Raw genomic sequence first — 26,633 nt, forward strand, 5'->3', positions numbered from 1 at the left:
TATAGAAAACTTATAGATTTAATTATATTCATTATAAAACAAATAATGATGCTCTTATTCGATTCTCTTGATAAGGCCAGCATTAAAAAGTCTCCCCTATATCAGAATGACGATAAACTTATATTCTACCTTTATCCACCTAGATTAATTGAATATAATGAAAGCCTATGTTAATAAAAATAGCACTAAACGGAGCCCGTGCAAAATCAGAACATCCTCATATTCCTCAGTCTTTACAAGAAATTCACCAAGAAGTAAGTGAACTTTACAAGCGGGGTAATAATGTATTTCATATTCACTGCTATGATGTTGCAGGAAACGAAAGCCTATCCTCATCGGATGTAACTAAATTAATAACTACCATTAAAGAAGTGTCAAAGGATATTAAAATAGGAATAAGTTCTGGAGATTGGATTGAACCTAATATAACCAAGAGACTTGAACACATTAGATCTTGGCAGATCTGCCCAGATTTTATATCCGTTAATTTCATTGAGGATAATGTAACAGATGTCGTACAGGCATTGATAGAAAAAGGTGTTTATATTGAAGCTGGATTAGACACTTTAGAAGCAGCTAATAGATTTATAGAAAGTCCCTATGTCTCCTCCTGTTATAGAATTTTAATTGAAACAGATGAAGTTGATATGGAAAGAACAATAAACACTATTGAAGGAATTGAAGAACTATTAGATCAGCATAATATAAAGACACCACGCTTACTCCATGGCTTTAACAAGACAGCATGGCCTGTATTACGATTAGCAAAAGAAAAAGGTTATGATACTAGGATTGGAATGGAAGACACCCTCTACTTTGAAAATGGTAGAAGAGCCAAAAACAATATTGAATTATTTGAAGAAGCAGAAAGATTATTAATCTGAAAATAAACTCAACGATTTAAACTCTATCTTCCTTTTCCAATGAATAGTAACTCTGCCATCTAGTGCAACAAGTCACATTATTTTAACATTTGTGACCGAGTCTATCTTTTCCACAACATCAAAACTTCATTTTCTTCTGTATCAGGATCAACCGTTTCTTCTATTATATTAAAACCTTTTGATTGATAAAAAGCTTTCGACTTGGTATTTTTGCTATAAACCTTTAAAGAAAGTTGTTTTTTAATAGCTTTGACATGATTTAATAAATCACTGCCTATTCCTTTACCTTGATATTCTATCCTAACAAATATGGCCGCTAAATAATTGTCAATTAATGAGACAAAGCCTACAATCTGTTCATTGTGAATAGCTATATATGTTTCCGATTGAGGAATATACTTTTTTTCCATAATGTCTCTGTTATTAGCCCAATATTCTTTTGCAATAAACTTGTGAGCATCTAGGGATACTTCATACCAGATATCTACTATGGCAGGAATATCATTTGGTGTAAAATCCCGGATTATGATGTTATTCATTTGGACCTCCATTTTGTATTGTGTTGACTATAAATAGTGCTCTGTCAGAACTGCTAACTTTTGGGATCTCTATTGTCTGGTATCCTAGTTCATTATATATATCACAAACTCTTTCTCCAAAATCAGAAGCCTGTTGATAGGTCATCTTTCGTTCCTCATCTGTGCAGTATATATCCTGCCATCCTTTAAAGAAAAAAACAATTGGATTGTAGGTGTACTGTTTTGCTGCTTTATAATAGATACCAGTATCTAAACCAAACAACTCTGCGTAAGCAATCAAGTCAGGTATACCTCTGTCATAAATAATACAATTACTTTGAAAGTCCCTATTATTCTTATAATAAGAAGTGGCTCGTGAAAGCATTAATTGTGTAAATAAATCAGAGTCCTCTTCAGGAACACCTGTAGCTGATATTAATCGTTGCTCGGTTAATATCTCTCTTGCCGGTTCAGGAATACATTTAATATTCTTTTGTTCTAGTGATCTTATTACAGTTGATTTGCCACCGCCCATGGCTCCTGTTAAAATGAAGTAGTTAGATTTCTCTATAGGCATAAGTATACTCCTTGTGGTTTATTGTTATATTTGGAATACCTAAATTCAGATTTTTGAGGGGTTTGTTGTATTTATATACCTTGAATCAATTGAAGTGATTTTTGAACATCAAACAAAAGGGCATCTATGTTTAATGACGAGATAGGCACGACCTAAATGAATTTAACATTGAATAGAAATATTGTCCATTCTTATTCCTTCCATCAAAAATAAGGTCCTGTATAATAAGATTGTATTAAATTATTCGATGTAATAAGATCCTAGAATATGATTAAATCGAGGTAACCATGATTGAAGTAAAATATAATTGGACAAAGGGTATAATCAGCCACAAATTAGAATGCCTTATCAATAACATAAAAGAAAGAGACCATATTCAAATAGATACAACTATACTGGATGAAAACCGTCAGAAATGGATTAGCCAAATAAGCTTAGAGGCAAAGGATAATCACTATAGTTTTACCATCGATGATATTGTTCGGAATGCAAGTTTTGATCGTATTTATAGTAAACACTTATTTGACAATTTAGGCTTCAAAATTTATGAAAACATGAAGAAAAAAAATATCACTGCTGAAAACTACACAGCAAGTTTCGTAAAATTAAATGATAGTAATTTAATCCTTGATATTAGAATTACAATCAATAACCAACAAATTGATTACAGAAAAATCAATTGCCAATTAAAATCAGCGGATATATCAACAATGGTGATTAAAGATGATTTTATTGGCAAGTATTATTACAAAGAAAAGACAAAGCGCCCGACTCTTGTCATTCTTGGTGGATCTATGGGTGATTTATTCTGGAGTGAACAATATGCCGCCCTTCTAAGTAATGAAGGTTATAATACACTGGCCTTATCCTATTTTAGCTATAAAGGTGTGAACAATCAGCCTAGAACCTTAACAGAAATAAACCTTGAGTATTTTCACAAATCTATTAATTGGCTAATCGACAGGGAAGAAACCTTAGGAAACAAAACTGGCCTGATAGGTCTATCAAAGGGAGGGGAATTAGCTCTTCTACTAGGATCTATATACAAGGATAAAATCAATTCTATCATCGCTATATCTCCAAGTTCTTATTGCTTTGAAGGAGCTTATTTGGGTAAGAATAAAAATATAGGATCTTGGAAGTTACAGAATAAAGAGCTGGCCTTTTTAAAATACCCGAACAATACAAAACTTAACCTCTTTATGGAACCAGGCTATTTGTTAGATATACATAAAAAGGCCATTGAAGAAGCTAATACCCATGATCTTGAAAAGGCCAGAATTAAAGTTGAAGATATACAAGCCCCTACATTAATAGTCAGTGGATCAAAAGATTTGACCTGGCCGTCTTCTATAATGTGTAAGGATATGGAAGGGAAGAATACATTAATTAACTGGGTAAATTATGAAAATGCTGGTCATATTTTTAACATTCCCCATGTCCCACCCCTTCTTGAATCAAAAAAGCAAGATAAAGAAGAGTGTTACAAGGCCAATACAGATTTGTGGGAACAAGTAATAAATCATCTAAAATAAGCTATATTCCCCTTACCTAAGAACGTAGAGACTCCTAGAAGAATACTAAAGCTCAAAAAAGAAATCGATCATTTCGAAGTTGATGACTTGATTTTATACACATGGATTAAAAGAAAAGCTTGTTTTCTTTGTTACCATACACAAGACTTTTTCTTGACAGCGCATTAGTCCAACAACTAGATTTTAATAATAAACGAATTGATTGAATATGCACTGAATCTGGTTAGTCGCGACTGTTGAGATTTATATATTAACAGTACCCCTGGTTACTGTTAAATATAGGGAGTTTTTGTATGAAGAAAAATAGATTTATTCAGATTACCATTATAGGTCTTGTTATGAATTTAATAATCGTCTTATCGCTACAGCTGGCTCTGGGGCAAAAGCTAACAGATCTTTATATTTTGGCTCCCATACTTGCAGGAAGCTATCTTATCTCTATCATAGGAATGTTTAAAAATTATTTTGAAACGTACAATTGGTTCGCTCAGCTATTGGATCACATGGAACAACCTATTTCAGTTACAGATCTGAATATGAACTGGACTTTTATTAACAAACCCGTAGAGGATATGCTCAAAAAGAAAAGAAAGGAATCACTCGGAAAACATTGTTCTAATTGGGGCGCAAAAATATGTAATACCAAGGATTGTGGAGTCCATTGCCTCAGAAAAGGCCGAGACGAAACCCTTTTCGACCAATTTGGAATGAATTTTCATGTGGAGACTAGTTTCCTTACTAATCTAAGGGGACGTAAAATAGGTCATATTGAAGTGGTCACTGATATTACAGAGAAAACACAACTAAGGAAGCTTAAGGATAAACTAAGTTCTGATGTGAATGAACATATTGAGGGATTAACCAGTGGAGCTTCTCAATTAGCTGCCGCATCAGAAGAGGTGAGTGCGTCGGTTGAGCAAATCACTTCAACAATAGAAATGAATGCCGATTATTCAAGTAATACAGAAATAAATGCGAGAAACTCTGAAAAAGAAGCAGATAGCACAAGACAGGCAGTAGAAGATTCGATACAAGCAGTAAATAGGATTGTTGTAAAGAATGCAATTATTCAAGACATAGCTAGGCAGACCAATATGCTTGCCTTAAATGCAGCAATAGAAGCCGCCCAAGCTGGTGAAGTGGGGAAAGGATTTGCCGTTGTAGCTGGAGAAGTTAAAAAACTTGCAGAAACAAGTCAGAAAGCCGCTAATGAAATCGAAACGGTCACTAAAGAAATGGTGAGTGTATCACAAAATGCAGCGGAAAGTCTGGATAGACTAATCTCAAATATCAAAGAAACGGTACATCAAGTTGCTAATATTAATTCAGCCAGTCAAGAACAGAGGAAAGGAATGTCCCAAATAAGTGCAGCAGTTGTTGGAGTCGCAGACTTCGCTCAGCAATCAAATGAAATCTCTCAGAACCTTGAATTAGTATTTCAGGAATTGGAACAGTTTGGTAGAAATAATAACACTAAAGCAATTGAATCTTCTAAACCAGTAATAGCATTATCCTCACCAGCAGAGTAAATTCATTTTACTTGGGATCTATAGAGGAAGAGAGAAGAAATGTACCAATAAGAGATCTCTGATTAGTGTCAATGCAACTGTATTTTTCTTCTAATCTTATTATACGAAATTACAATTATATAAGAGGTAATAACGGTTAGTATGAAAACAAAAACTATTTTGATCTCAGGACTTATTTGATTCATTCGTATAAATATGATTGAAAATAGTATGGTCATATCTAAATGTATAACATACACACCAAATGAATACCTTGATAAAATATCAGAGAAAAAGGTCTTTGTATCAAAAAACTGTTTACCAATGGATAGAAAAATAAGCAGATAATATGTGCAAATCAAATATCTCATAAAGCTTATTGATAAAAGCAATAATGAAGAATTTTGTGAGTTCACATAAACATAGAACAATAAATATAATAGTGTAAATCCTATTGATATAGTCAGGTGTATCAACGGCTTTCTCAAGGTGCTCATTTTATATATCCATCCATTTGAATATGATCGTACTCCAAAAATAAAAAAAGCAATATATGGGATAATTCTTGAAATCTGAAATTGTATTATTGAAATTGCAAACCATTTATCTTCAAAGAGGGAATAAAACAGAAAATAGCCTAAGGAGGAAATGATAACTAATAAAATGATATCTGTTACAAAACTCTTTACTACATTCTTTCTTATGTGATGTATTTTTTTGAACAATATAAAACCAAAAAAGAAGTAAAATAACAAAGATAGAAACCAGAAATGGTAATGTGAAAAAAAGTTTTGTGACCCGGACCTGTCCTGTATAATCATTTGTTTGTAATAGGATAGAGTATTGCTTATTAAAGCAATGTTGTTGTCCCTTTGAAACTGAATAACATTCACAAGAAAGGGATTTAAAAATAATACCCCCATGAGCCAAGGAAACATCAGATTCTTAATTTTTTTGATAAAGAACTGTAAGCTATTACATTTCATAAACGAAGGATATGCAAAATATCCTGCAATGAAAAAAAGGATACACATAAGCATGATATCCAATGATCCAGCTAAAATATCAGCTATTACTGATTTTTGATTGTCGACGACTATCCACCATTTATCTGAATTAGCAGAATACGCCAACACAACATGGAGAAGGATCACAAGTAATACTACTGTTGCACGTATATTGTTGAAAAAATAAGTAGAGTCATTTTGTCTATTAGTTTCAATCATAATTCTATTATTAAGGAGAGTGTGAATTATTTCATTAACATAGGTTTAGAGATCATCTCATACTTTTTCGTATACGACTTAAAGCAACAGGTGTAATACCCAGATAAGAGGCAATATGATACTGTTTAACACGATTGGCTAAGGCAGGATACCTTTTTAAAAATGTTTATAACGTGTTTCAGCATTATCAGATAATAACTCCCGTTCTCTCTTTTCTTTCTCGACAAACAATAATTCAATGTAGCGAGAATTAACTATTTGCCAGTAAGAATCACTTTGTATCTGTTTTTGGTAATCATTAAAGGTAATATAAATAAGGTCGGATGTTTCAAGGGCCTGAATTCCGAACCATGATTTTCTGTTTTCAAGAAAGGCTGAAAATGCTGATAACATACTCCCCTTTCCTCGAAATACAAGGATTTTTTCACTACCATCATCAGATATATAATAGACACGAAAAAGTCCATTCGCAATAAAAGCTAATTTATCAGGAGTAGTATCAATGTGAACAAAATGCTCTCCAGAATTGATACGCTGATATTTTAATATTGATAGGCCTGTTTTTACTTTCTCATAGGGAAGGACAGCTAATTGATTTAACATTTGATAAAATGATAATAGCCAGCTTTGCAGATTATTTTCAGAGATATCATACTTTGGATCAATTCTCTTATACAAAACTTGGATATAATCACGAATTAAGTCTTCCATATAATTATATTAGTTGCTAAGCCTTATTAATTCTACATAAAAAAGAAGGGACTCCCACCTGGGCTTTAGAACTTAAAACGACAGACTTCAAAGACACATTATTCATTTTCTAGTGTACAAAACACCGATTTTGCTTACTAGGTTTTGCTCTTTTGCTTACTTAGTTTCATCCGTTTGCCTACGAGGTTTTGACCATTTGCTTATTAGGTTTACTTGAAACTCAATAAGCAAAATCACCAATTTCAAGTAAGCAAAAGCCACCTTTTGAGCCTTAAGAAATGCTCAAAGAGCATAACCTTCTGGCTTTCTCTAATTGACCTGTTTCTTTGTTGGCATTTATTGTTCCTAATTCTGGACTATAGAATATAAGCACGCAGAATTTTGTAGGTTTGTTCTATTCCTCTGATGTGAGTACGCTCCCATCCATGGGAAGCATTCACCCCAGGACCTACTAAGGCGACTCTATAATCTTTACCTGCTCCTAATGCAGATTGTCCATCACTTCCATAAAAGGGAAAGATATCAACAACATAATCTACATTATGGGCGATAGCGGCGGCTTTAAGTTCTTTGGTCAATCCATAGTTAAATGGACCTGTTGAGTCCTTAGCACAGATGGAGACATGAGTTTCTTTTCCTTCACAACCTTCCCCAACAACACCCATGTCCACCACAATCATATCTGCAGTATGAGGTAAAATTGCAAAGCCCTGTCCTGTTTCTTCTGTGACATTAAAGTAGAAATAGATATCCCTATCAGATTTATAAGGGCTGAACTCTTCAATCAAAGCCATCATAACTGCTGCAGAGGCCTTATCATCTAAGTGACGTGACTTGACGAAGCCTTCCTGAATATCAAAAGCTGGATCCAGGCTTATAAAATCTCCAGGAAGAATGAGCTCCTTTAATAATTCTCCTTCTTGAGGTAGATAATCCACCCGAACTTGGAGATCACTAAACTTTAGGACATGATCCTTAAGCTTACTATTTACATGAACTGCTGGATTTTTGGGGAGTATAGTACCTTTGAAGATTTTCTTATCCGTATGAATACTACAGTAATTACCTAAAATGTAGTTAGCAGGATAACCACCAATTGGTGTTAGCTCAATATAATCGGATACTCCACTGACCATCGCTCCCAAGGTATCAATATGACTGGCAAGAATAAGAGGTTCCTTAACGGCCTTTTCAGCCTTTAAGGTCACGATAACGGAACCTTTGTGAAGCTTCTGAACATCCAGATTCTTTTGTTTAGCCCAGTTATATATATAATTCGCAGCCTGATCTGTCATACCTGTGGGAGAAGGTATATTAATCAGAGTTTTGAGTTTGTCTAATATGTTTTCCATATAATAATAATATTGTTTTTTTGACAATTAACATAGGACAAATTAGGATAAGTTAGGTGGGAGCATCCCTTTATTGAAAGATACCATATTTATCATTGACGACGCAGACACCAATATTGACTTATTGGAACTCATGCTGGAACAGGAAGATTACAATACTCTATCAGCCAAAAGCGGTAAAGAAGCCCTTCGTCGTATGGATACGAACATTCCAGATCTCATTCTTCTGGACATCCAGATGCCCTTTATGGATGGCTTTGAAACCTGTAGGCTCATTAAGGACAATCCCAAGTTAACAACAGTTCCGATTATATTCATGAGCGGATTGGCAGATACAGAAGATAAAGTCAAAGGTTTCCGTGCGGGTGCTGTAGACTATGTAACCAAACCATTTGAGACCGAGGAACTCTTGGCTCGAATCAATACACATCTTACCCTTAAAAAGCTTCAAGACAAACAAGTCAAACTAACCGCAAACCTAGAAAGTCAGATAAAAAAACGAACACAGAAGATAGAGAAGGCTCTCGAGGAAAGAGATATAATGCTTCACGAAATACATCACCGAGTGAAGAATAATCTTCAAGTCATCTTGAGTCTTCTAAATCTTCAACAACAGGATATAGAGAATGAACACTGCCAGAAGGTATTAGGTGAAAGCTGTGGACGTATCCAGTCTATGGCACTGATCCATGAACTCATCTATGAATCTGAAGACTTAGGCAGTGTGAGCCTTATGAGCTATCTGCATAATTTATTTGAATACATTATATCTGGTCGACAGGGAGATTCTATTGGGCTTAAATTCGAGGCTATTGATGCTAATATAGGAATCGAACAATTGGTTCCCCTGGGCCTATTGGTTAATGAAATTATCAACATTCTAGCAAATCATAATGTCGAACTTGAACAATATTTTCTACTAGACTGTCTTGTCTATCAGATCCATGACAGAATCTATCTAGAGATATCCGATCAAAGGGTACGGCAAACGGAATTTGATAAGTCTGAGGAATCCCTTAAATTCATGATTATTGAAGCTCTTACCCTTCAATTAAGAGGACAGATTGAATACAGTCTTCACCCTCTTCTTGGGTTTAAACTATCTTTTCCTTTAGAATAAAAAAAGGGGACTGTTTCCAGTCCCCATATATATTAATAACGATTATCTCGTTTGTCTTTTATTAAGCGTATGGCCTTAACCAATTGCTTAGCAATGGATTCCTTGAAAATATACCCAACAACAACTCCTGGTATGAACCAAAACATATTAGTCATCCTCCCCTAATATTTGTATTTTGACACCTTCCTTGGTTTGAAATTCCTCTTTGGCAGGAATCACAACCTTTAGAACCCCATTACGAAATCGCGCACTTACCTTTTCCCTATCGAACTTATCTTCAGGAACATAGTATTGTTGTTCCTTGATATCTTTCATCTTTAGACGTCGTTTGAAGTATTTAACACTTTCATCGCCTTCCTCGTCTTCTTTCACTTCAGGGATCTTAGCAGAGAAGACCATATAGTCCCCAAGGAATTGTAAGTCTATACTGCTTTCATCAAAACCAGCCATTGCGAATTCGAATACCATTTCTCTCTCTTTGGATAGGTATACATTCATTGGTGGATAAGAATAGGTAGGATAGAAATCCATATTGTCATCCCAAGCCCCACTATTCTGTCTACGTCCAGGACCTCTTCCATGATCATGAAAAGGTCCCTTTCCCCGATCTTTGTTATGTCCTGTGAAGTCACGCATTTTGTCTTCCCAATTGGAAAAATCAAAATCTCCTTTCTCAAAACTATCCTTAACGGATTGAGCGGCATCGAACATTTCGTCCATGATTTTTGTTAAATCGATAACAATCTTGTCTTTCATAAGATTACTCCTTATGTATCTTAGTCCCTTATACAAGGCGACTGGAAACCCTTTCCGGCGTCTCTACTCTATATAATGCAATTCATATGCCAATATATTACTATTCTCTTAAAAAAAGACTTATATCTTTTTAATAAAACAATTTAGACAAAACAAGCAAGCCACATAAAGATTCAAGTAAAATCTTATACTTCCCCCAAATATGTGTCACAATTCACCATAAGCCTTTATTAGAGGTAAAACCTGGGTAATATTGTCGCCTCACTCTTCCACATTAGACAAAATTCTAGTATTTTTAGCTCACTATGGGAATGAAAGTACTATTTATCGCCGAAATAGTGGGTAAAGCAGGCTTATTCACAGTAAAAAAACTGCTACCCCAACTAAAGGAAGAACATAATATTGATTTTGTCATCGCCAGTGCTGATGGAGTAACTGGTGGTTTTGGTATGGGTAAAAACCACTCCATATACCTACGGAAATTAGGTATTGATGTACTTACCACCGGAGAATGTGTATATTATAAGAAAGACATGGCACCACATATTGCCAAAGCTCCTTATATATTAAGAGGGGCTAACTACCCTGCCACAAATCCGGGAAGGGGTTGGCGTTATTATAATGTTGGTGACAAGAAGATTGCTGTTGTAAATATATTGGGACAAGCAGGATTCAATAGACTGCATCTAACAAATCCCTTCTTTCTTATTGAAGGGATAGTGGAGAAGATAAAAAAAGAGACTAATATTATAATAGTCGATTTTCATGCGTCTACAACAGCAGAGAAGACAACAATGTATTACCATTTAGATGGTAAGGTGTCTGCTGTAATTGGAACACATACCAAAGCCCAGAGTGCTGATGCGCGTGTTCTTCCTGGTGGCTCCGCAGTAATTTGTGATGCTGGAAGAACAGGAAGTATACAGTCTGTAGGGGGCTTTGATTCGGATATAGAGATTAAAAAATTCCTTACTGCTATTCCAGAACGATCTGGAGAGGCTTGGGATGGTCTGGAATTGCAGGGTGTTTTGTTGGACATCAATGATGATGGCCGGGCAAACTCGATAGACACCTTAAGAATACCATGTAAGGAGGTTCCTGATGGAAAAGGGAGTGATTAATTCCATAGAAGGTAACAAAGTTCATCTTACGATGACCAAAGAAGTTGCTTGCTGTGGTCAGGGATGTACTGACAATTGCAATGTAGAGACTTTTGATTTTGAAGCAGTTAACAACAAAGGATTGAATTTGGAAGTAGGACAGATGGTTGAGTTCGCGGTCCCCCATGCTTCTACATTGAGAGGATTATTTCTTGTCTTTGTTATACCCTTTGGATTGTTTTTCGGCCTATATGCTTTAGTTCCTTCCTTAGGAATTGTTCAGGACGGCTTCAGATTATTAATATCTCTGGCAGGACTTGTAGGAGGCTGGTTATTAGGTCGGCTTCTTCCGAAGGAAAAGAAACAACCCATTATTATGGATGTTATTTAGGCTATCCTCTAGGATAGCCCTTTTTTTTACAAAATATAAACATTTATATTTTTTTCACACTAACAACCTTCCATTCTGTATTAATTAGTGACCTTGAGATACACTGCACTATCAATGACACAAAGACGAATACTACTCATTCTGCTATTAACCATTACCATTAGTGTTTTTGGATCCAGCAATGAGGAACAAATACCATCAACATCAGCCCTTTATTGGGGGACTTTCTTTTGGAATCCTGTTATATGGGGACCTCAGTTAGTAGCCGGTATCGACTACGCTGCTATCTATCCCCAAATGTGGACGCGGCATTTATCTAATCCCTGGGTATGGGACAATGATGAGTTCTCTGTAAATCAGCTAGGGCACCCCTATCAAGGATCCTTGGCTTATGGATCTGCCAGAGGAGCCGGATGGGATTTTAATCATAGCGTGTATGCTACTATGGTCAGTAGTGTGACATGGGAACTCTTTATGGAGAATGAAACCCCTTCTAAAAATGACTTTATTATCACTACTTTAGGAGGAACTGCTTCTGGAGAAATTGCCTACCGGTTATCACAGGCGATTCAGGGGCGATTCCGACGAGGGATTCCCGGTATAACAGGTTCAGCTTTATCCTGGACCTTATCTCCCGGTGGAAATATTAGTGACATCATCTATAACCAACCAGATCCTACTAGTCTTGCGCCTTTTCAATATGAAATAGGGGTTGGATATGATGTCACACAGCAAAGTGGTCAATCAGCAGACATGTTTTCCAAAGATAAAGACTATAATAACTTGCTATTGAATTATAATATCCATTATGGAGATATCAGAACAAAAACCAAAGTCCCCTATGATATATTCAGTGTCGAAGGATTTGCAGGATTCCGTTACAATGATTTCTATGGTTCTTTCTTCAGTAAGGGCTTGTTGTGGGGAACCCCGATGTATATTAATAAGCATATGGATAACCTGTTGGGTATCTATATGCATTATGACTTTGTCTATAGTGATGTGTTTAATCTAAGTGCTAACAGCTTAGGTGTAGGTTGGCAAAACCAGATTGATAATGTATACATCCAAAGTAACTGGGAATCTTACCTATCATTCTTAGCCCTAGGAAGTTCAGAAAACCTCCACCTTAAAAAGATTGATCAGATCTATGGAGAACCAGAGGTAGAACGCCGTAGTTATGATATCGGTTTTGGTTCTAATGTGAAGCTGGACTATACGCTACAAGTAAAGCCCATTAATACTAATCTTTATATGAATAATTACTTTTACTTTATGTACATTTACCCAGAAGCTGTACCCAAAGGTGGTTCTTCCGGGTTTGCGCTTAAAAACAATTGGCAACTAGGCTTAGAGAAGATTGTATCTGAAGATACAAAAATATTTCTTAGGTATTATCGCTGGAATAGTGATACTCGATACGAAAATTTGGATAATACCTCATATACTCTCGAGGGCCTTCGTTTAGGTATCAGTTATACCTACAATTAAAGCTTTTGTACTTCTTTGTATCGATAGCAATCTGTAGTGTGATCATTCACAATACCCGTTGCCTGTAGAAAAGAATAAATAATAGTCGTACCAACAAAGGACATTCCTCTTTTCTTAAGGTCCTTGGATATTCTTTCAGACAATTCTGTACTGGCAGGAACATCAGATAGTTTAGGAAAATTATTCACGATAGGTTTATTATCTACATAATTCCATATGAACCTATCAAAGCTTTTCCATTCTGTCTGTATTTGAAGAAAAGCCTTTGCATTCTTAATAGCGGATCCTATTTTAAGTTTGTTACGTATGATTCCTTGATTAGCCAATAACTCAGCCACTTTGGCTTCGTCATATTGAGCAACAATCTGGGGATCGAAATCATCAAAGGCCTGACGATAAGCCTCTCTTTTACGTAAAACGGTGTACCAGGATAGACCGGCTTGAGCTCCTTCAAGTATCAAGAATTCAAAGAAGGTACGATCATCATGGACAGGGACACCCCACTCCTGATCATGATATTGAATATAAAGTTCCTTATCTTCCGGAACCCATCCACAACGTATCATAAATATTTACTCCATTTTTTCTGCTAGTTCTTCCCAACGCAATGTGTTTGATTCTATTAATTGATTCACCTGATCATATCGTTCATTCTTTTGCTGCATAGCCTGGGGATCAATGGAAGAATCAACAAAATCCTCTTCTAATTGGGCTTTCTCCAGTTCCAGTTCTTCTATTAGAGGAAGAAGTTCTTCAAACTCTTTTTTTTCATTGAAGCTTAAACCTCTCTTTTCTCTTTTCTTAGGCCAATCTGCAGACTTACTTTGTTCCTTCTTGGCCCGGGCTTTTTCCTTACGGCTATAATCCCAGTACTCAGTATAGGATCCTGTAAATCCTTGAACATCACCTGAACCATCCAGGACAAAGAGTCCATCTACGACTTTGTCCAGAAAGTATCTATCATGGGATACCACCAGAACACAACCATCATAGTCCTCAAGAAAGCTTTCCAAAGCTCCCAGAGTATCTATATCCAAATCATTTGTTGGTTCGTCAAAGATGAGAAAATTAGGACTCCCTAGAAGTACTGTTATTAGTTGCAAACGTCGTCGTTCTCCACCGGACAAAAGCTTGAGTGGTGTTCGGAATTTTTCTTTTGGGAAGAGGAATTCTTCCAGAAGTTGTCCTGCAGAGACAACCTGGCCTCCAGCTTTTGTTATGGTATCTCCATAGCTTTGAAGATAATCTAATACGTTTTCATCAGAATCGAGGGATATACTTAATTGATCAAAGTAGCCAAATACAGTGTTCTTGCCTGGATCCACAAATCCTGAATCCGGTTCAATATCACCAACAAGGATCTTAAGGAAGGTGGTCTTTCCTACTCCATTGCCCCCAATGAGACCTAAACGTTCTCCTTTTTTGAAAGAATAGTCAAAGGAATTGAGGATGGTCTTATCACCGAAGGATTTTTCCACATGCTTGAGTTCCAGAACTTTTTTCCCCAAACGTTTCCCTTCAGTAGAGAAATCACTCATAATAGGAGAATCCCCTTCTTGAGCGTCCATCAGATCATAGGCCCTGGCAATTCTTTTTTTATCCTTAGTTCCCCGTGCTTTTGGTCCGCGACTTAACCATTCCACTTCACGCCTGAGAATGGTTTTAATCCTTTCTTGTTCCCGGTATTTGATCTGGAGTCTTAGATCTCTTTTTTCAAGATAATATGTATAATTACCATCATAGCGATAAAGCCTCTGGTCATCGATTTCATAGATGACTGAACATACGTTATTAAGGAAGTACCTATCATGTGTTACTACCACGAGGGACTTCTCTGTTTGCTTGAGGAATTCTTCTAACCAGATAATAGTAGGAGCATCCAGATGGTTGGTAGGCTCATCCAGAAGGATTAGCTGGGAATCATTAACCAGGACCTGGGCTAAAGAGACCTTTCGGATCATTCCTCCTGATAACTCCCCCATCTTCTGGGTAACATTTTCAATCCCTAGTCGATTAAGAACGCCTTTTATATTGCTTTCAATAGTCCAGGCATTAAGGTTATCCATTTGCTCCATTAATTCCTGAAGACGTTCTCCTCCCGGTCTATTTTGAGCGACATCTTCCAGACAGACCTCATATTCTCTAATAGCTGTCATTACAGGAGAGTCATCTTTGAATATATGATCCAGTACTGTATCTTGTGAGTCATAATCGGGTTTCTGAGGTAAATAAGACACATGATATCCTTTATTCCAGGAAATATGCCCCTCATCAGGCTCAATCTTTTGAGCCAGGATTTTTAGTAGAGTCGATTTACCTGTCCCATTGATACCGATAAGAGCAACCTTCTGCCCCTTCTGGATACCGAAGGACACCCCCTCAAAGAGAACCTTGTCACCAAGGATTTTTGTTATATTGTCAATTGATATTAAGTTTTCAGCCATTTGGCTGTCAGTCTACTGCTTTGTATATTTGCTTGTCAAAGAGTTTAGGGTTTCTGCCATTTCATCCAAGCTGACTACCTTATCCAGATGACCTAATTCTTTAGCGACCTTAGGCATTCCATAGACAATTGAACTTTGCTCATCCTGTCCTATGGTGATCCCCCCTTCCCGGTAGATACGACCTATTTCTCTGGCACCATCTTTGCCCATACCTGTCATAATGACACCCATTGCTCGATTTCCATAATTCTTACCAATGGATTCAAATAATACATCAACACTAGGACGGTGACCATTAACAGCATCACCAGAGCGAACCTTGGCTATACTGGCAAAACTCATCCTTTCCACTTCTAAGTGTTTATCACCAGGGGCTATCAGAATACGCCCTGCTTTTATCACATCACCATCTTGAGCTTCTTTTACTTCAAGGGGACATATTCTGTTCAAGCTATTAGCAAATTCTTCTGTAAATCCTGCAGGCATATGCTGAACAATGAGAATGGGAACAGGGAAGTCTTCCCTTAGGTGAGGCAACATATGTCTTAAAGCATTAGGACCTCCTGTAGATATTCCCAACCCAAGGATCTCAAGAACTCCTGGTTCCTTTCGTCTGGCGATCTTATCTGCCTGGGGCCTGTCGGCCATAGTAATGCCCAGATCCTTCATAAGAGCTTTCTTTTTGTCGGGAATATAACTACTGGATACAGAAGCAATCTCTTCAGATGTGGCTTCCATTTTCACACCAATGTAATTACCACCATAAGCTATTAATAAATTACAAAGACGCTCTCCCACAACATGAATATCTTCAGAGATAGATCCAGATGGCTTGGTAATAAAATCACTAGCCCCTAAGTCTAATGCCTCCATGGTTATTCGAGCACCTTTTGTAGCAATGGAGGATAATATAACGACAGGAATTTTTATCCCTAGACGTTTTCGTTCTTGTAGGAATTCAATGCCATTCATCTCAGGCATTTCCAAGTCTAGAACAATGATATCTGGTTTTAATGAATCTATTTTTTTGAGAGCAAAACGACCATTCATAGCCGTACCTGCTACTTCTAGCTTGTCATTGCCTTCAACAATTTTACTAATGAGATTCCTCATTAATGCTGAATCATCAGTTACTAGTACGCGTATCTTCTTCGACACTCAGGACTCCTGTTTAATCCAATATTTTTGAGTAAATACAAGCCCAGTCCGTTTTAAGGAATTGAAATTTCGTATTCATACCAAATAACGGCTCAGAGTGACCTATAAACAAATAGGAGTGGCTATCCAATGCTTGATAAAAGCGATTGACCACGGCCTCTTGGGCTGGTTCATCGAAGTATATAAGCACATTCCGGCAAAAGATAATATCCAGATTGGTCAATCCACTGTCATATTTTAGGTTATGATAGTCGAATTTGATCATTTTTTTGATCTCATCATTGATAACATAACCATCTGCTTTTTGTGTTGTGAATCTTTTTAAGTAATCATCAGGAATACCATTAATACGCGCCTCTTTGTAGAATCCTTCTTTAGCAGTCATTAATGACTTTAAACTCAAATCAGAAGCTGTTATATCAATAGTAAAATTTGAAGGTAGCTTATCCTTTAAAACCATGGCTAAAGAATAAGGTTCTTCCCCTGTAGAGCACCCAGCACTCCATAAACGGAATTTGTAATCCCCTTTGGCCTGTTTGCGCTTAACTAAATCGGGTATGACGTAATTTTCAAATGTTTCAAAATGGCTTGTATTTCTAAAGAAACGCGTTAGGTTTGTTGTCACAGAGTCAAGCAAACCTTTTAATTCTTCTGTATCTGAATTAATCTGATCAAAATAGGCTTCCACCGAATCCAAACCAGATTTTTTAAGACGTTCCTTTAACCTAGATTCCAAAATCGTTCTATTCGATTCTGAAAAGTGGATACCACTAGAGTTATATATCAAATCACGAAATTTCCCAAAAACTCCGTCGCTTAAGAACTCTGACATTTAGTATTTCCTATTGTTATGGTAATTAAAGTCTAAGTTTTCACATATCTAGTGTCAATCAAAATGTTTTATGAAATTTCCCTATCTCTGTGATACTTTAATACCATGGAATTAATATCCTTAACTATAAAAGGCATACTGTTACAGGACGATTCTCTGCAACCCTACCTCATTATGCAGTCATTTGAGGGCAACCGCATCCTACCCTTATCAATATCGGCTTCCTCAGCTAGTCAATTGATACTACAAATAGAAAACGCTGAAGCTAATCATTCAGGATACTTTCTAAGTGAACTCTGGAATAAGCATCATTTTCTTCTTAAGCAATTGCTTATCATAAAAGGAAGGAATTATCCATATGAAGGTACATTACATTATAAGAAAGGTTTAAGAAAACACAGAATTTCCATTCCAATATCATCAGGAATATCTTTTGCAATCCATCAAAAGGTCCCTATCCTTACAGATATTTCCAATACCCTCTTATTAACAGACTATCCTATCTATAATACTAACTTGGATTGGGAGCGGGGGAACCTGGAAACAATTGACTCTTTTAGGCATGACCAACCCTTCATGTAATTGACATTGACCTTCTAATACAACCATAATCATCTTACATGAAGAAGTATATTTTTGTTACAGGCGGGGTGTGTTCCAGCCTTGGAAAGGGGATAGCAGCTGCGTCCTTAGGGAGTCTACTAGAGTGTAGGGGATTTACGGTTCGAATGATCAAAGTAGATCCCTATATTAATGTTGATGCAGGGACTATGAGTCCTTATCAACATGGAGAAGTTTATGTTACCGACGATGGCGCCGAAACGGATCTAGACCTTGGTAACTATTCCAGATTCACCGGATCTACTCTTAATCAAGCCAATTCCATTACAACCGGACAGGTGTATCAATCTGTTATTAAGAAAGAACGTGAAGGTCGATATCTTGGTAAGACTGTACAAGTCATCCCTCATATTACAGATGAAATTAAACAGCGTATCTATAAAATTGGAGAAGATCCTAATGTAGATTTTACTGTTATTGAGGTGGGGGGAACAGTTGGAGATATAGAATCCATTCCTTTCCTAGAAGCCGCTCGTCAAATGATTCATGATATTGGTCGGGAAAATGTTCTATCCGTTCATCTCACATTAGTTCCTACTGTCACTGGTGGTGAATTAAAAACAAAACCAACACAGCATTCAGTAAAAGAACTACAATCTATAGGTATTCAACCTGATATTCTATTATGCCGTGCTGCAGTTGAACTTGATCCATCCATGCGAAGAAAAATTGCAAGTTTTACCAATGTTCAGTTGGACTCAGTCCTAACCGCACGGGATGTTAATACAACAATTTATGAAATTCCTTTAATTTACCATAATCAGGGTCTGGATGAATTAGTTCTTAAAAAGATGGGAATGACGATTCCTTCTATTGATCTAAGTCCTTGGCAACATGTAGTGGACATATTCAACACAGCGAAACAAACTGCAAAGATAGCCCTGGTTGGTAAGTACGTCGACTTGGGAGATGCCTACAAATCCATTGATGAAGCCTTGGTTCATGGTGGTATTGGTAATGGTTCTAAAGTTAAGATAATCAAAATTGATTCAGAACAACTAGAAAAAGAAGAACGGCCCCTTGATGAAGTATTCAAGGATATTGATGGGATTCTCATTCCTGGAGGATTTGGTCAACGAGGAATTCAAGGAATGATCGACACAGCTAAATACGCTAGAGAGAATAAAATTCCCCTATTAGGAATCTGTCTTGGTATGCAGGTGATGGTTATTGAGTATTCTCGAAATAAAGCTCAACTGGACGAAGCAGATTCTTCCGAGTTCAAACCAGATGGTCCTCAATCTGTTGTAAGTCTATTGGAAGAGCAAATTAATGTTCAATCCTATGGGGGAACCATGCGTTTAGGTCGAAGCGAAACCCATCTTAAGGAAAACACTAAGATTTGGCATATCTATGGTTCAGATGTTATATTCGAAAGACATCGTCACAGATATGAAGTAACCAATAGTTATAAAGACCAGTTAACTGAAAATGGACTTCTTATTAATGGTTATACTCCAGATGGCTCTCTTGTAGAAACTGTTGAATGGCCTGATCATCCCTGGGGTATTGGTGTTCAGTATCATCCGGAATTCTTATCCAAACCATTTAAACCACATCCACTGTTTAAGAGTTTTGTTGAAGCCGCCCTTAAGAATGTCAAATAAGGTCTTTATTGGGATAATAGTTATCCTCCTTAGTAGTTGCTCCTTAGATTATGAAGGAGCCAACTTAGCAGAATCTTTGGAGGATGATATCCCCAATAGTGAACTTGATAATTTCAAACAAACAGTTATAGAGCAAGGTCAAATACGTTTTAGCATTGAGGCTCAAAAAGCTAAGATATTCACAGAAAAAACAAAATCTCTATTGTATGAGGCTCAATTTAATGAGTTTGAAGATGGGCAACAGATAACTCATGGCCAATCTGATTACATCATGTATGATGATCAGAAAAGAGATGCTAATCTCAAGGGGAATATAATAATTGATTCTCTGAAGGAAGCAACTGCTATAAAAGCGGATGAACTTAATTGGAACGAGGAAAAACAAACTCTGGCAGGAACATCAGAAGGCTTAGTTAGGGTTGAACAACAAGAAGGTAGTTTGATGTATGGAACAGGCTTTGAAGTTAATCTTAAATACAATTTTATTAGGTTTAATCATTTCATTAAGGGCCAATATGCATCGGAAAATTAGCCTATATATATTTTTAATCATTAGCCTTATCCCCTGCTATGGAGATGACTTTTCCTTCTATGCAGATTCGGTCATATCCTCTATTGCCAAAGGCGATGAAAAAACCCAACTCCTTGGCCATGCCAAAATAGTCACAGAGACCTTAACAATTACAGCGGATAAGATTGAAATATACGGAAGTAATTACCGTTTTGCTAATTGTGAGGGTAATGTCTATGTAAATGACACGGACAAAGGTATCAAACTTAGTTCTAACAGTATGCTTTATGATAGAGAACTTGATATTAGTAAAGTTCAAGGCCAGGCGCAAATGGAAGACCTAAGAAATGAACTGATTGTAAAAGGCTCTTACCTCGAAAACCGTGGCCAGGAAGAAATCACTATTATTCAAGTTGGTGTTAGGGTATTAAAAGCAGATCTTATATGCCGTTCTGAGTTTGCCTTATATCGAAGACAAACAGATCAACTTGAATTATCAGGCTTCCCTTATGTGGAATCAAAAGGAGACATATACGAAGCGAGTCGTATTCATATCAATCTTGATACAGAAGAGATAAATCTCTATGGAGATGTATCAGGTACGGTCAACCAGGAAGAAAAACCCGAAGAGACTCTCGATCAGAATCAACAGGATAAACCAAATGAACAGTGAAACCCTTCAAGTATTGGAGCTCCGCAAAGAATTCGGAAAGAAAGTTGCTGTTAAGAATGTTAGCTTTAGTATGAATAAAGGGGAAGTCGTTGGACTTTTAGGCCCTAATGGTGCAGGGAAAACTACAATCTTCTATATGATTGCTGGATTCATAACACCCACTAAAGGTATTATTAAGCTTAATAATCAGAATATAACTAAAGTAGCTATGTATAAAAGAGCCAGACAGGGTATTTCCTATTTACCTCAGGAAGCCTCTGTATTTCGTAAGCTCAGTGTAGAAAATAATATCTACTCTATCCTTGAAACACGACAGGACTTGAGTAAAATACAAAAAAAAGAAACTCTTAATGAATTAATTGATGAACTTGGTCTAGATCATATCCGAAAACAACATGCTTATACTTTATCAGGAGGAGAGCGACGAAGAACAGAAATAGCCAGAGCTTTAGCTATAGAACCGCATTTCCTTCTTCTTGATGAACCTTTTGCCGGTATTGATCCTATTGCCGTAGGAGAAATCAAAGGTATTATCAAAAAACTGGCAGATAAGGATATTGGAGTCCTTATAACAGATCATAATGTTCATTATACCCTTGAGATCACCCACCGATCGTATATAATCAATCAAGGAGAAATCCTCGTATCCGGTTCCAGGAATGAAATAATAAATAACGATTTGGCTAAAAAGTTTTACTTGGGACAGGATTTCAAGATGTATATTGATTGAGTTGCCCAGGATGCCTTCCCATTGGTATACTATAGGAAACCAGGGAGGTAAAATTGCAGTTTCAAAAACCTGTAATGCGACAAGAACAGCGCCTCAAGATGAGCCCGCAGTTATTTCAGTCAATTCAACTGATGACACTGCCTGTTCAAGAATTGTCACAACGCATACATGACGAGGTTGAAAAGAACCCTGCATTAGAAATACTCTCGGAAAAGCCCTTATCCTCCTTAAGTGGAGAGGAACCCTCAGGGGAAGCAGATTACTTTGAAAACACATCAGACCCTGGATATTCTCCTCAATTAGCTAGTGAGAAGTCTGACAATAAGCGACAATTTCTGGAAGGTGCTATTAGCCGACCCGAAAGCCTTCATGAACATCTATTATGGCAGCTTCAACTTGAAATCCTCACCCCCCAACAGATGAAGGTGGGGGAACTTCTTATCAATAATTTGAACGAAGATGGTTTTCATATAGAAGATCCAGAAACTCTTGTTAAAAGCAATGAATTGGATATCCTTTATAGTGTAATGGAAATAATACAGGAATTCGAACCAGAAGGAACTTGTACAGCCGATGTCCATGAGTCATTAATTGTACAGAGTCAGGTACTGGAAGGAGCCCCTAAAGAGCTGTCTGTTATACTAACAGAGCATTGGAATTTACTAGAAAAGGGTAAGATTGATGAGCTTATTAAAGCAACTGGCTTTAATAGTTGGGATATTACTCATGCTTTGGATTACTTAAAGGATAAATTAAGTCCTTTTCCCGGGAGAAAGTTTTCTCAAGAATCAGCCACACTAGTTGTTCCTGACTTAATGTTAAGAACGAGAGAAGGTGAGTTTATCCTTGTATTAAATGACGAAGAAATACCCGTCTTAGGGGTAGATTCCTTATTCCAACAACTCATGAAGAATAAAGAAGACAGGAAGGCCAAACAATTTGTAACATCCAGAGTGAAAGACGCCCAATTTTTTATTAGAAGTATTCAACAACGTAATGATACATTACTAAAAGTAGCCAGGACAATAATAGAGTTCCAGAGAGACTTTTTTTATAAAGGACCAAAGTACCTGGTTCCTCTTACTCTTAAGGATATAGCCGAGGAGGTGGGTGTTCACGAAGCGACCGTGTCCAGACTAACTAACGGCAAATATTTACAAACAGAGAAGGGTATATATGAACTAAAGTATTTCTTTTCCAACTCCGTAGGAACTAGCTCTGGTAATCCCAGCCGCTATTCCAAAGAAGGAGTCAAAGAAATCATAAGAGAAATTTTGGAAGAAAATACCTCGGGGAAGAAATTATCAGATCAAAAAATATCTGATATTTTACAGACCCGTGGAATAAAAGTAGCGAGGAGGACGGTGGCTAAGTATCGAGGAGAACTCGATATATCATCATCCTACTCAAGACAATAAGGGGGCCTTAAATGAACTTAACTGTTAAAGCTGTACACTACAACTTGTCTGACACGACGAGGGACTTCATTGACAAAAAATTGGAAAAACTAAATCATGTCAAAGAAATCATAGTCGATTTCGCCCTAACTATTACAAAAGAAAAGCAGCACTATCGTGCAGAGGCAACGATTCATTATCGTTGGAACAAAGACGCTCATTTTCATGATGATGAAAAGGAGTTATACAAAGCCATTGAGATTTTAATTGATAAGGTTGAATTGGCAACTACAAAGGAAAAGGAAAAAATAAAAACCCATACAGGTGTCGATAAGAGAGAGGTTGTTGAAGAATAACTTCCAAAAGGCCGCTTTTTACAAGCGGCTTTTTTTATCTAATAGAGACATACAACATTGTTTGGATTTCACAATATCCGTAAAAACATATAACTCGGGTAATACTTCTTTGTATGTGTTAGAAAACAACAAAAAACCCCTTATTTAGTACATAAGGGGTTAGAAAAAAGATTAAGTGTTGCGCTTATTCCGCAAGAAGAAACTGATCAGCCCCTTCCCCTTCTTCAAGTGCATCGAGGATTTCATCAATATCATCTTCTGATTCGAATCCTCCATACCATTTGCCTTCAGGATAAATCACCATGGCTGGCCCACGGTCACATACCTTTAAGCAACCAGTTGTCGAAACCATTACAGTCCCTAATTCATCCCGATCCATGAGTTCTGTTTCCAGATACTGTACAAAATTAAAGGCGCCTTTTTTATGGCATACTCCCTGAGGAGTTCCAGCGGCTCTAAAGCTTGCACAGACCAAAATATGCCTGTCTGGTTTTTCCATCTATGTCCTCCATATCCAATTAATTTAATGGGATTATCAACCACAACCTTGTGCCGTTCCCTGACAAGAAGAACCACAACTAAATGCTTGTCTTGGTTTAAGGGAGTCCATACTTTTTGATGTGTAAATCCTTTCTACACCCTCAGATATTAACCCTTCCATCATATGAATAGCGATCCCTGATTGGGTAAGGACTTTTTGAGGCTTAGGCCCAATACCACTGACAAGTAAAGCAGCACAATCTTTTAATAATTCAGCCAGGGCTTCCCAACGATCATTACCCGTGCCCTTTCCTGGTGAAGCTCTTCGCTCTACTGGAACAGTTCTACCATCTTCATACTTATATATTCGTATGTGAGTAGCTTCTCCAAGGTGTTCATTAACAAGAAATCCTTCCCGGCTAGTTACACCAACATAGGGTCTTGTTTTTCTGGGAACTCCCATACTTGCTTTAATTAACGCCTGTACTAATTCTTCAGGACTTTTCTGACCAAGTAAGCCAACAGCATCTGCTCTACATCGCATACAGTGAGTCATCTGTGGTAAAAATTTTTGAGCCTCTGACCTAACCTGATGAATCAGTTCACGACTGGGCTCTTCTAGTACGCCAAAAGGAGTTCCTTCTACAGGTTTTAGAGGTAGAATATTATGAACCTTTACCCCTTTATCTTTTAAAAATTCAGCAAGCTTGGGGATCTCTTTATCATTAACCCCAGGAAGTAAAATAGTGTTGATCTTGATCTCAAAACCTGCAGCTAAAGCAGCATCCAATGCCTCAAGCTGCCTTCGTTTTATTTCCTGTCCAGCAGCCAAACCTCTAAATATTTTGACCTTAGGTCTGATCCAACTATAAGTATCAGCAAGAATCTGTTCATCCAGACCATTCATCGTTATAGTCAGGTGGCTGACTCCTACAGTCTTCAGCTCATCAATGTGTTCTGCAAGGGCCAAACCGTTAGTGCTCAAACAGAAGGTCATGTCTGGATCTTCTTCCCTAATGAGTCTAAAGGTTTCAATGGTAGCTTCAGGATTGGCCATAGGATCACCAGGTCCAGCGATACCAACAACGGCTAGATTACTAAGCTTCTCCTTAACTTCCTTGAAGTACTCCAATGCCTGGAGTGGTGTTAACACGGCACTTGTAACGCCAGGTCTGCTTTCATTAACACAGTCATATTTTCTATTACAAAAATTACATTGTACATTACATTTAGGAGCGACTGGGATATGAACTCTGGCACTGGTAGCGTGGTCTTTTTTGTTGAAACAGGGATGTTTCTTACTCATTCTAATCTCCTTTGTTTACCTAAATGTAGGTGTATCCTATTTCCGAAGTATTTTGCTTTATCTCGATTAAGGTATTCACTACCCTATCAAAAAGGGTCAGACTTCCTTCGTAATCTATATGTTTAACTCTAGCAGCACCAAAGCGGTCATGTATGGGAAAACCAATTCTGATTAAGGGTATGTCCAATGCTTTGGACAACTTATATCCTTTACTATTACCAATGAGGAAATCTGCGTCTCCCTTATGTACTAGACTGGTCAAATCATCGAAATCTAAATCAACTTCTACTTGTACCTTTTCCGGATGTTTTAGATTTTGTTCTATTTCTGCCTTTAATAATTTCGTATCAGATCCTGTTGCACAAAGGACAGGAACAATACCTATTTCTTCTAGAAATACAGCCATGGACAAAACTAATTCTGCTTCTCCATAGACAACAGCTTTCTTACCAAAAGTATATTTATGAGCATCTGTATAGGCATCAAGTAGACGGTTACGCATGACAACAAACTCTTCTGGGATTTCCTTGCCTGTTAGCTTACGCATTAATCTGTGAAATCTATCAGACAGCTGTACACCAATAGGCATAGGAATTGTAAACCTTTGTTTATTAAGATTATCCCCTAGGTACTTAGTACCCCCATTTTGAGTAAGAGTTGTAAAGTCGATACAGAAAGAGGCATCACCTGCTTGAGAAATTTGTTCAACAGGAACTCCACCTGGTGAGATCTTTTTATAGGACTCCCAGACTCCACCGTCTAATGTCTCCGAATAATCGCCCATCAATAATAGGGGATAATCATAGACTTTGAAGACTTTCTTGAGCTGTCTTAGATCTTCAGGACTGACTAATCCTGGTGTGATAACACCCAAATTACGAGGGAACTCCTGTTTGGCTAACGAAGAAAGAATCGCACCTATAGCGGCCCAATAACCATCTGCATGGGTACCTCTATAACTTGGAGTTGATACATTGAACAATGTTGGTAACGGGTTTTCACCATGTTGTTTACGAAACTCGGATAACAATAAATTCATATCTTCACCTATTGTTTCTGTTAGACAGGTAGAAGCAATACCAATAGCCTGTGGATTATATTGACTTATTAAGTTGTTAATAGCTGTTGTTAAGTTACGTCCTCCACCAAAAATAGCCGTATCTTCTGTAAACGAAGTAGAAGCAATATCAATGGGTTCTCTATAATGGGAAATCGTGTAGCGCCTCATATAAGTGGCACAACCTTGGGATCCATGGAGGAGAGGAATACAACCCTCTACTCCTTTAAAAGCTAAGCATGCACCCAATGGCGTACATAACTTACAAGCGTTTTGTGTAGCGGTTTTCATC

General features: G+C 37.2%; 27 protein-coding genes. 14 read left to right on the forward strand and 13 right to left on the reverse strand.

What is annotated here, in order from left to right; translation table 11 throughout:
- Nucleotides 1-167: 167 nt before the first annotated feature.
- Complete coding sequence (locus K345_RS0103345; RefSeq protein ID WP_028972974.1) at nucleotides 168-884, forward strand: 3-keto-5-aminohexanoate cleavage protein; 717 nt, start codon at nucleotides 168-170, stop codon at nucleotides 882-884.
- A gap of 101 nt (nucleotides 885-985) precedes the next feature.
- Here K345_RS0103345 and K345_RS0103350 read toward each other — a convergent pair whose 3' ends face one another.
- Both K345_RS0103350 and K345_RS22100 read right to left on the reverse strand, forming a co-directional pair.
- Nucleotides 986-1,423 (reverse strand): N-acetyltransferase, encoded by a 438-nt coding sequence (locus K345_RS0103350; protein ID WP_211227825.1) that lies wholly within the window; start codon nucleotides 1,421-1,423, stop codon nucleotides 986-988.
- Nucleotides 1,416-1,979 carry an AAA family ATPase gene (locus K345_RS22100; protein WP_028972976.1) on the reverse strand — a complete coding sequence of 188 codons (564 nt, stop codon included), beginning with the start codon at nucleotides 1,977-1,979 and terminating at the stop codon, nucleotides 1,416-1,418. The genes K345_RS0103350 and K345_RS22100 overlap by 8 nt, the downstream gene beginning before the upstream one ends.
- A 287-nt stretch (nucleotides 1,980-2,266) precedes the next feature.
- On the opposite strand from K345_RS22100, the gene K345_RS0103360 reads away from it, so the two are divergent.
- Entirely contained in the window at nucleotides 2,267-3,514 is a 1,248-nt protein-coding gene (locus K345_RS0103360; RefSeq protein ID WP_028972977.1) for an acyl-CoA thioester hydrolase/BAAT C-terminal domain-containing protein, read from the forward strand.
- 938 nt (nucleotides 3,515-4,452) lie between these two features.
- The gene (locus tag K345_RS23755; protein ID WP_425423278.1) at nucleotides 4,453-5,043 is read left to right on the forward strand and encodes a methyl-accepting chemotaxis protein; all 591 of its coding nucleotides are present in this window, start codon (nucleotides 4,453-4,455) and stop codon (nucleotides 5,041-5,043) included.
- A gap of 68 nt (nucleotides 5,044-5,111) precedes the next feature.
- Here K345_RS23755 and K345_RS23760 read toward each other — a convergent pair whose 3' ends face one another.
- From K345_RS23760 to K345_RS0103380, 3 genes are all read right to left on the reverse strand, one after another.
- On the reverse strand, nucleotides 5,112-6,248 hold the full coding sequence (locus tag K345_RS23760; RefSeq protein WP_028972978.1) for an acyltransferase family protein: 1,137 nt from the start codon (nucleotides 6,246-6,248) through the stop codon (nucleotides 5,112-5,114).
- 156 nt (nucleotides 6,249-6,404) lie between these two features.
- Complete coding sequence (locus K345_RS19540) at nucleotides 6,405-6,959, reverse strand: Crp/Fnr family transcriptional regulator (protein ID WP_053228031.1); 555 nt, start codon at nucleotides 6,957-6,959, stop codon at nucleotides 6,405-6,407.
- 356 nt (nucleotides 6,960-7,315) lie between these two features.
- Nucleotides 7,316-8,311 (reverse strand): zinc-binding metallopeptidase family protein, encoded by a 996-nt coding sequence (locus tag K345_RS0103380; RefSeq protein WP_028972979.1) that lies wholly within the window; start codon nucleotides 8,309-8,311, stop codon nucleotides 7,316-7,318.
- Nucleotides 8,312-8,384: 73 nt separating this feature from the next.
- Here K345_RS0103380 and K345_RS0103385 point away from each other — a divergent pair, with 73 nt between their 5' ends.
- Nucleotides 8,385-9,431: a response regulator gene (locus K345_RS0103385; RefSeq protein ID WP_028972980.1), complete on the forward strand. Its 1,047-nt coding sequence runs from the start codon at nucleotides 8,385-8,387 to the stop codon at nucleotides 9,429-9,431.
- Between the two features lie 147 nt (nucleotides 9,432-9,578).
- Here K345_RS0103385 and K345_RS0103395 read toward each other — a convergent pair whose 3' ends face one another.
- A complete protein-coding gene (locus tag K345_RS0103395; RefSeq protein WP_028972981.1) occupies nucleotides 9,579-10,187 on the reverse strand; it encodes an Hsp20/alpha crystallin family protein in 609 nt (202 codons plus the stop codon).
- A gap of 311 nt (nucleotides 10,188-10,498) precedes the next feature.
- Between K345_RS0103395 and K345_RS0103400 the strand changes: the two genes are divergently transcribed.
- The 3 genes from K345_RS0103400 to K345_RS0103410 all read left to right on the forward strand — a co-directional run bounded on the left by K345_RS0103400 (nucleotide 10,499) and on the right by K345_RS0103410 (nucleotide 13,169).
- Nucleotides 10,499-11,308, forward strand: coding sequence for a TIGR00282 family metallophosphoesterase (locus tag K345_RS0103400; RefSeq protein ID WP_342664868.1), 810 nt, complete (start codon nucleotides 10,499-10,501; stop codon nucleotides 11,306-11,308).
- Nucleotides 11,289-11,678: a SoxR reducing system RseC family protein gene (locus tag K345_RS0103405; RefSeq protein ID WP_028972983.1), complete on the forward strand. Its 390-nt coding sequence runs from the start codon at nucleotides 11,289-11,291 to the stop codon at nucleotides 11,676-11,678. Before K345_RS0103400 ends, K345_RS0103405 begins: the two co-directional genes overlap by 20 nt.
- A gap of 114 nt (nucleotides 11,679-11,792) precedes the next feature.
- On the forward strand, nucleotides 11,793-13,169 hold the full coding sequence (locus K345_RS0103410; RefSeq protein WP_028972984.1) for a DUF3943 domain-containing protein: 1,377 nt from the start codon (nucleotides 11,793-11,795) through the stop codon (nucleotides 13,167-13,169).
- Here K345_RS0103410 and K345_RS0103415 read toward each other — a convergent pair.
- From K345_RS0103415 to K345_RS0103430, 4 genes are read right to left on the reverse strand one after another with little or no spacing between them, the layout of a single operon-like run.
- The gene (locus K345_RS0103415) at nucleotides 13,166-13,735 is read right to left on the reverse strand and encodes a DNA-3-methyladenine glycosylase I (protein ID WP_028972985.1); all 570 of its coding nucleotides are present in this window, start codon (nucleotides 13,733-13,735) and stop codon (nucleotides 13,166-13,168) included. The genes K345_RS0103410 and K345_RS0103415 overlap by 4 nt on opposite strands.
- 6 nt (nucleotides 13,736-13,741) lie before the next feature.
- Complete coding sequence (locus K345_RS23550; protein ID WP_028972986.1) at nucleotides 13,742-15,613, reverse strand: ABC-F family ATP-binding cassette domain-containing protein; 1,872 nt, start codon at nucleotides 15,611-15,613, stop codon at nucleotides 13,742-13,744.
- Between the two features lie 12 nt (nucleotides 15,614-15,625).
- Entirely contained in the window at nucleotides 15,626-16,771 is a 1,146-nt protein-coding gene (locus K345_RS0103425; RefSeq protein ID WP_028972987.1) for a protein-glutamate methylesterase/protein-glutamine glutaminase, read from the reverse strand.
- A gap of 13 nt (nucleotides 16,772-16,784) precedes the next feature.
- On the reverse strand, nucleotides 16,785-17,603 hold the full coding sequence (locus K345_RS0103430) for a CheR family methyltransferase (RefSeq protein ID WP_028972988.1): 819 nt from the start codon (nucleotides 17,601-17,603) through the stop codon (nucleotides 16,785-16,787).
- A 105-nt stretch (nucleotides 17,604-17,708) separates the two neighbouring features.
- On the opposite strand from K345_RS0103430, the gene K345_RS0103435 reads away from it, so the two are divergent.
- From K345_RS0103435 to hpf, 7 genes are read left to right on the forward strand one after another with little or no spacing between them, the layout of a single operon-like run.
- Entirely contained in the window at nucleotides 17,709-18,185 is a 477-nt protein-coding gene (locus K345_RS0103435) for a bifunctional nuclease domain-containing protein (protein ID WP_028972989.1), read from the forward strand.
- Between the two features lie 38 nt (nucleotides 18,186-18,223).
- A complete protein-coding gene (locus K345_RS0103440) occupies nucleotides 18,224-19,831 on the forward strand; it encodes a CTP synthase (protein ID WP_028972990.1) in 1,608 nt (535 codons plus the stop codon).
- Entirely contained in the window at nucleotides 19,821-20,363 is a 543-nt protein-coding gene (gene lptC, locus K345_RS0103445) for an LPS export ABC transporter periplasmic protein LptC (protein ID WP_028972991.1), read from the forward strand. The genes K345_RS0103440 and lptC overlap by 11 nt, the downstream gene beginning before the upstream one ends.
- Nucleotides 20,347-21,015: an LptA/OstA family protein gene (locus tag K345_RS0103450; protein ID WP_028972992.1), complete on the forward strand. Its 669-nt coding sequence runs from the start codon at nucleotides 20,347-20,349 to the stop codon at nucleotides 21,013-21,015. The genes lptC and K345_RS0103450 overlap by 17 nt, the downstream gene beginning before the upstream one ends.
- Entirely contained in the window at nucleotides 21,005-21,745 is a 741-nt protein-coding gene (gene lptB / locus K345_RS0103455; protein WP_028972993.1) for an LPS export ABC transporter ATP-binding protein, read from the forward strand. Before K345_RS0103450 ends, lptB begins: the two co-directional genes overlap by 11 nt.
- Before the next feature lie 53 nt (nucleotides 21,746-21,798).
- Entirely contained in the window at nucleotides 21,799-23,163 is a 1,365-nt protein-coding gene (gene rpoN, locus K345_RS0103460) for an RNA polymerase factor sigma-54 (RefSeq protein ID WP_028972994.1), read from the forward strand.
- Between the two features lie 11 nt (nucleotides 23,164-23,174).
- A complete protein-coding gene (gene hpf / locus K345_RS0103465) occupies nucleotides 23,175-23,498 on the forward strand; it encodes a ribosome hibernation-promoting factor, HPF/YfiA family (protein WP_028972995.1) in 324 nt (107 codons plus the stop codon).
- Nucleotides 23,499-23,682: 184 nt separating this feature from the next.
- Here hpf and K345_RS0103470 read toward each other — a convergent pair whose 3' ends face one another.
- From K345_RS0103470 to K345_RS0103480, 3 genes are read right to left on the reverse strand one after another with little or no spacing between them, the layout of a single operon-like run.
- Nucleotides 23,683-23,997: a (2Fe-2S) ferredoxin domain-containing protein gene (locus K345_RS0103470; RefSeq protein ID WP_028972996.1), complete on the reverse strand. Its 315-nt coding sequence runs from the start codon at nucleotides 23,995-23,997 to the stop codon at nucleotides 23,683-23,685.
- Nucleotides 23,998-24,033: 36 nt separating this feature from the next.
- Nucleotides 24,034-25,284 (reverse strand): radical SAM protein, encoded by a 1,251-nt coding sequence (locus tag K345_RS0103475; protein ID WP_028972997.1) that lies wholly within the window; start codon nucleotides 25,282-25,284, stop codon nucleotides 24,034-24,036.
- Nucleotides 25,285-25,303: 19 nt separating this feature from the next.
- Complete coding sequence (locus K345_RS0103480) at nucleotides 25,304-26,632, reverse strand: nitrogenase component 1 (RefSeq protein ID WP_028972998.1); 1,329 nt, start codon at nucleotides 26,630-26,632, stop codon at nucleotides 25,304-25,306.
- Nucleotide 26,633 lies beyond the last annotated feature (1 nt).

The sequence above is a fragment of the Spirochaeta cellobiosiphila DSM 17781 genome (assembly GCF_000426705.1).
Taxonomy (GTDB): domain Bacteria; phylum Spirochaetota; class Spirochaetia; order DSM-17781; family DSM-17781; genus Spirochaeta_E; species Spirochaeta_E cellobiosiphila.

What these genes read in the sequence shown, in the direction of transcription:
- K345_RS0103345 (WP_028972974.1), top strand. Translation starts at nt 168, where the DNA reads ATGTTAATAAAAATAGCACTAAACGGAGCCCGTGCAAAATCAGAACAT.
- K345_RS0103350 (WP_211227825.1), bottom strand. Translation starts at nt 1,423, where the DNA reads ATGAATAACATCATAATCCGGGATTTTACACCAAATGATATTCCTGCC.
- K345_RS22100 (WP_028972976.1), bottom strand. Translation starts at nt 1,979, where the DNA reads ATGCCTATAGAGAAATCTAACTACTTCATTTTAACAGGAGCCATGGGC.
- K345_RS0103360 (WP_028972977.1), top strand. Translation starts at nt 2,267, where the DNA reads ATGATTGAAGTAAAATATAATTGGACAAAGGGTATAATCAGCCACAAA.
- K345_RS23755 (WP_425423278.1), top strand. Translation starts at nt 4,453, where the DNA reads ATGAATGCCGATTATTCAAGTAATACAGAAATAAATGCGAGAAACTCT.
- K345_RS23760 (WP_028972978.1), bottom strand. Translation starts at nt 6,248, where the DNA reads ATGATTGAAACTAATAGACAAAATGACTCTACTTATTTTTTCAACAAT.
- K345_RS19540 (WP_053228031.1), bottom strand. Translation starts at nt 6,959, where the DNA reads ATGGAAGACTTAATTCGTGATTATATCCAAGTTTTGTATAAGAGAATT.
- K345_RS0103380 (WP_028972979.1), bottom strand. Translation starts at nt 8,311, where the DNA reads ATGGAAAACATATTAGACAAACTCAAAACTCTGATTAATATACCTTCT.
- K345_RS0103395 (WP_028972981.1), bottom strand. Translation starts at nt 10,187, where the DNA reads ATGAAAGACAAGATTGTTATCGATTTAACAAAAATCATGGACGAAATG.
- K345_RS0103400 (WP_342664868.1), top strand. Translation starts at nt 10,499, where the DNA reads ATGAAAGTACTATTTATCGCCGAAATAGTGGGTAAAGCAGGCTTATTC.
- K345_RS0103405 (WP_028972983.1), top strand. Translation starts at nt 11,289, where the DNA reads ATGGAAAAGGGAGTGATTAATTCCATAGAAGGTAACAAAGTTCATCTT.
- K345_RS0103410 (WP_028972984.1), top strand. Translation starts at nt 11,793, where the DNA reads ATGACACAAAGACGAATACTACTCATTCTGCTATTAACCATTACCATT.
- K345_RS0103415 (WP_028972985.1), bottom strand. Translation starts at nt 13,735, where the DNA reads ATGATACGTTGTGGATGGGTTCCGGAAGATAAGGAACTTTATATTCAA.
- K345_RS23550 (WP_028972986.1), bottom strand. Translation starts at nt 15,613, where the DNA reads ATGGCTGAAAACTTAATATCAATTGACAATATAACAAAAATCCTTGGT.
- K345_RS0103430 (WP_028972988.1), bottom strand. Translation starts at nt 17,603, where the DNA reads ATGTCAGAGTTCTTAAGCGACGGAGTTTTTGGGAAATTTCGTGATTTG.
- K345_RS0103435 (WP_028972989.1), top strand. Translation starts at nt 17,709, where the DNA reads ATGGAATTAATATCCTTAACTATAAAAGGCATACTGTTACAGGACGAT.
- K345_RS0103440 (WP_028972990.1), top strand. Translation starts at nt 18,224, where the DNA reads ATGAAGAAGTATATTTTTGTTACAGGCGGGGTGTGTTCCAGCCTTGGA.
- lptC (WP_028972991.1), top strand. Translation starts at nt 19,821, where the DNA reads ATGTCAAATAAGGTCTTTATTGGGATAATAGTTATCCTCCTTAGTAGT.
- K345_RS0103450 (WP_028972992.1), top strand. Translation starts at nt 20,347, where the DNA reads ATGCATCGGAAAATTAGCCTATATATATTTTTAATCATTAGCCTTATC.
- lptB (WP_028972993.1), top strand. Translation starts at nt 21,005, where the DNA reads ATGAACAGTGAAACCCTTCAAGTATTGGAGCTCCGCAAAGAATTCGGA.
- hpf (WP_028972995.1), top strand. Translation starts at nt 23,175, where the DNA reads ATGAACTTAACTGTTAAAGCTGTACACTACAACTTGTCTGACACGACG.
- K345_RS0103470 (WP_028972996.1), bottom strand. Translation starts at nt 23,997, where the DNA reads ATGGAAAAACCAGACAGGCATATTTTGGTCTGTGCAAGCTTTAGAGCC.
- K345_RS0103475 (WP_028972997.1), bottom strand. Translation starts at nt 25,284, where the DNA reads ATGAGTAAGAAACATCCCTGTTTCAACAAAAAAGACCACGCTACCAGT.
- K345_RS0103480 (WP_028972998.1), bottom strand. Translation starts at nt 26,632, where the DNA reads ATGAAAACCGCTACACAAAACGCTTGTAAGTTATGTACGCCATTGGGT.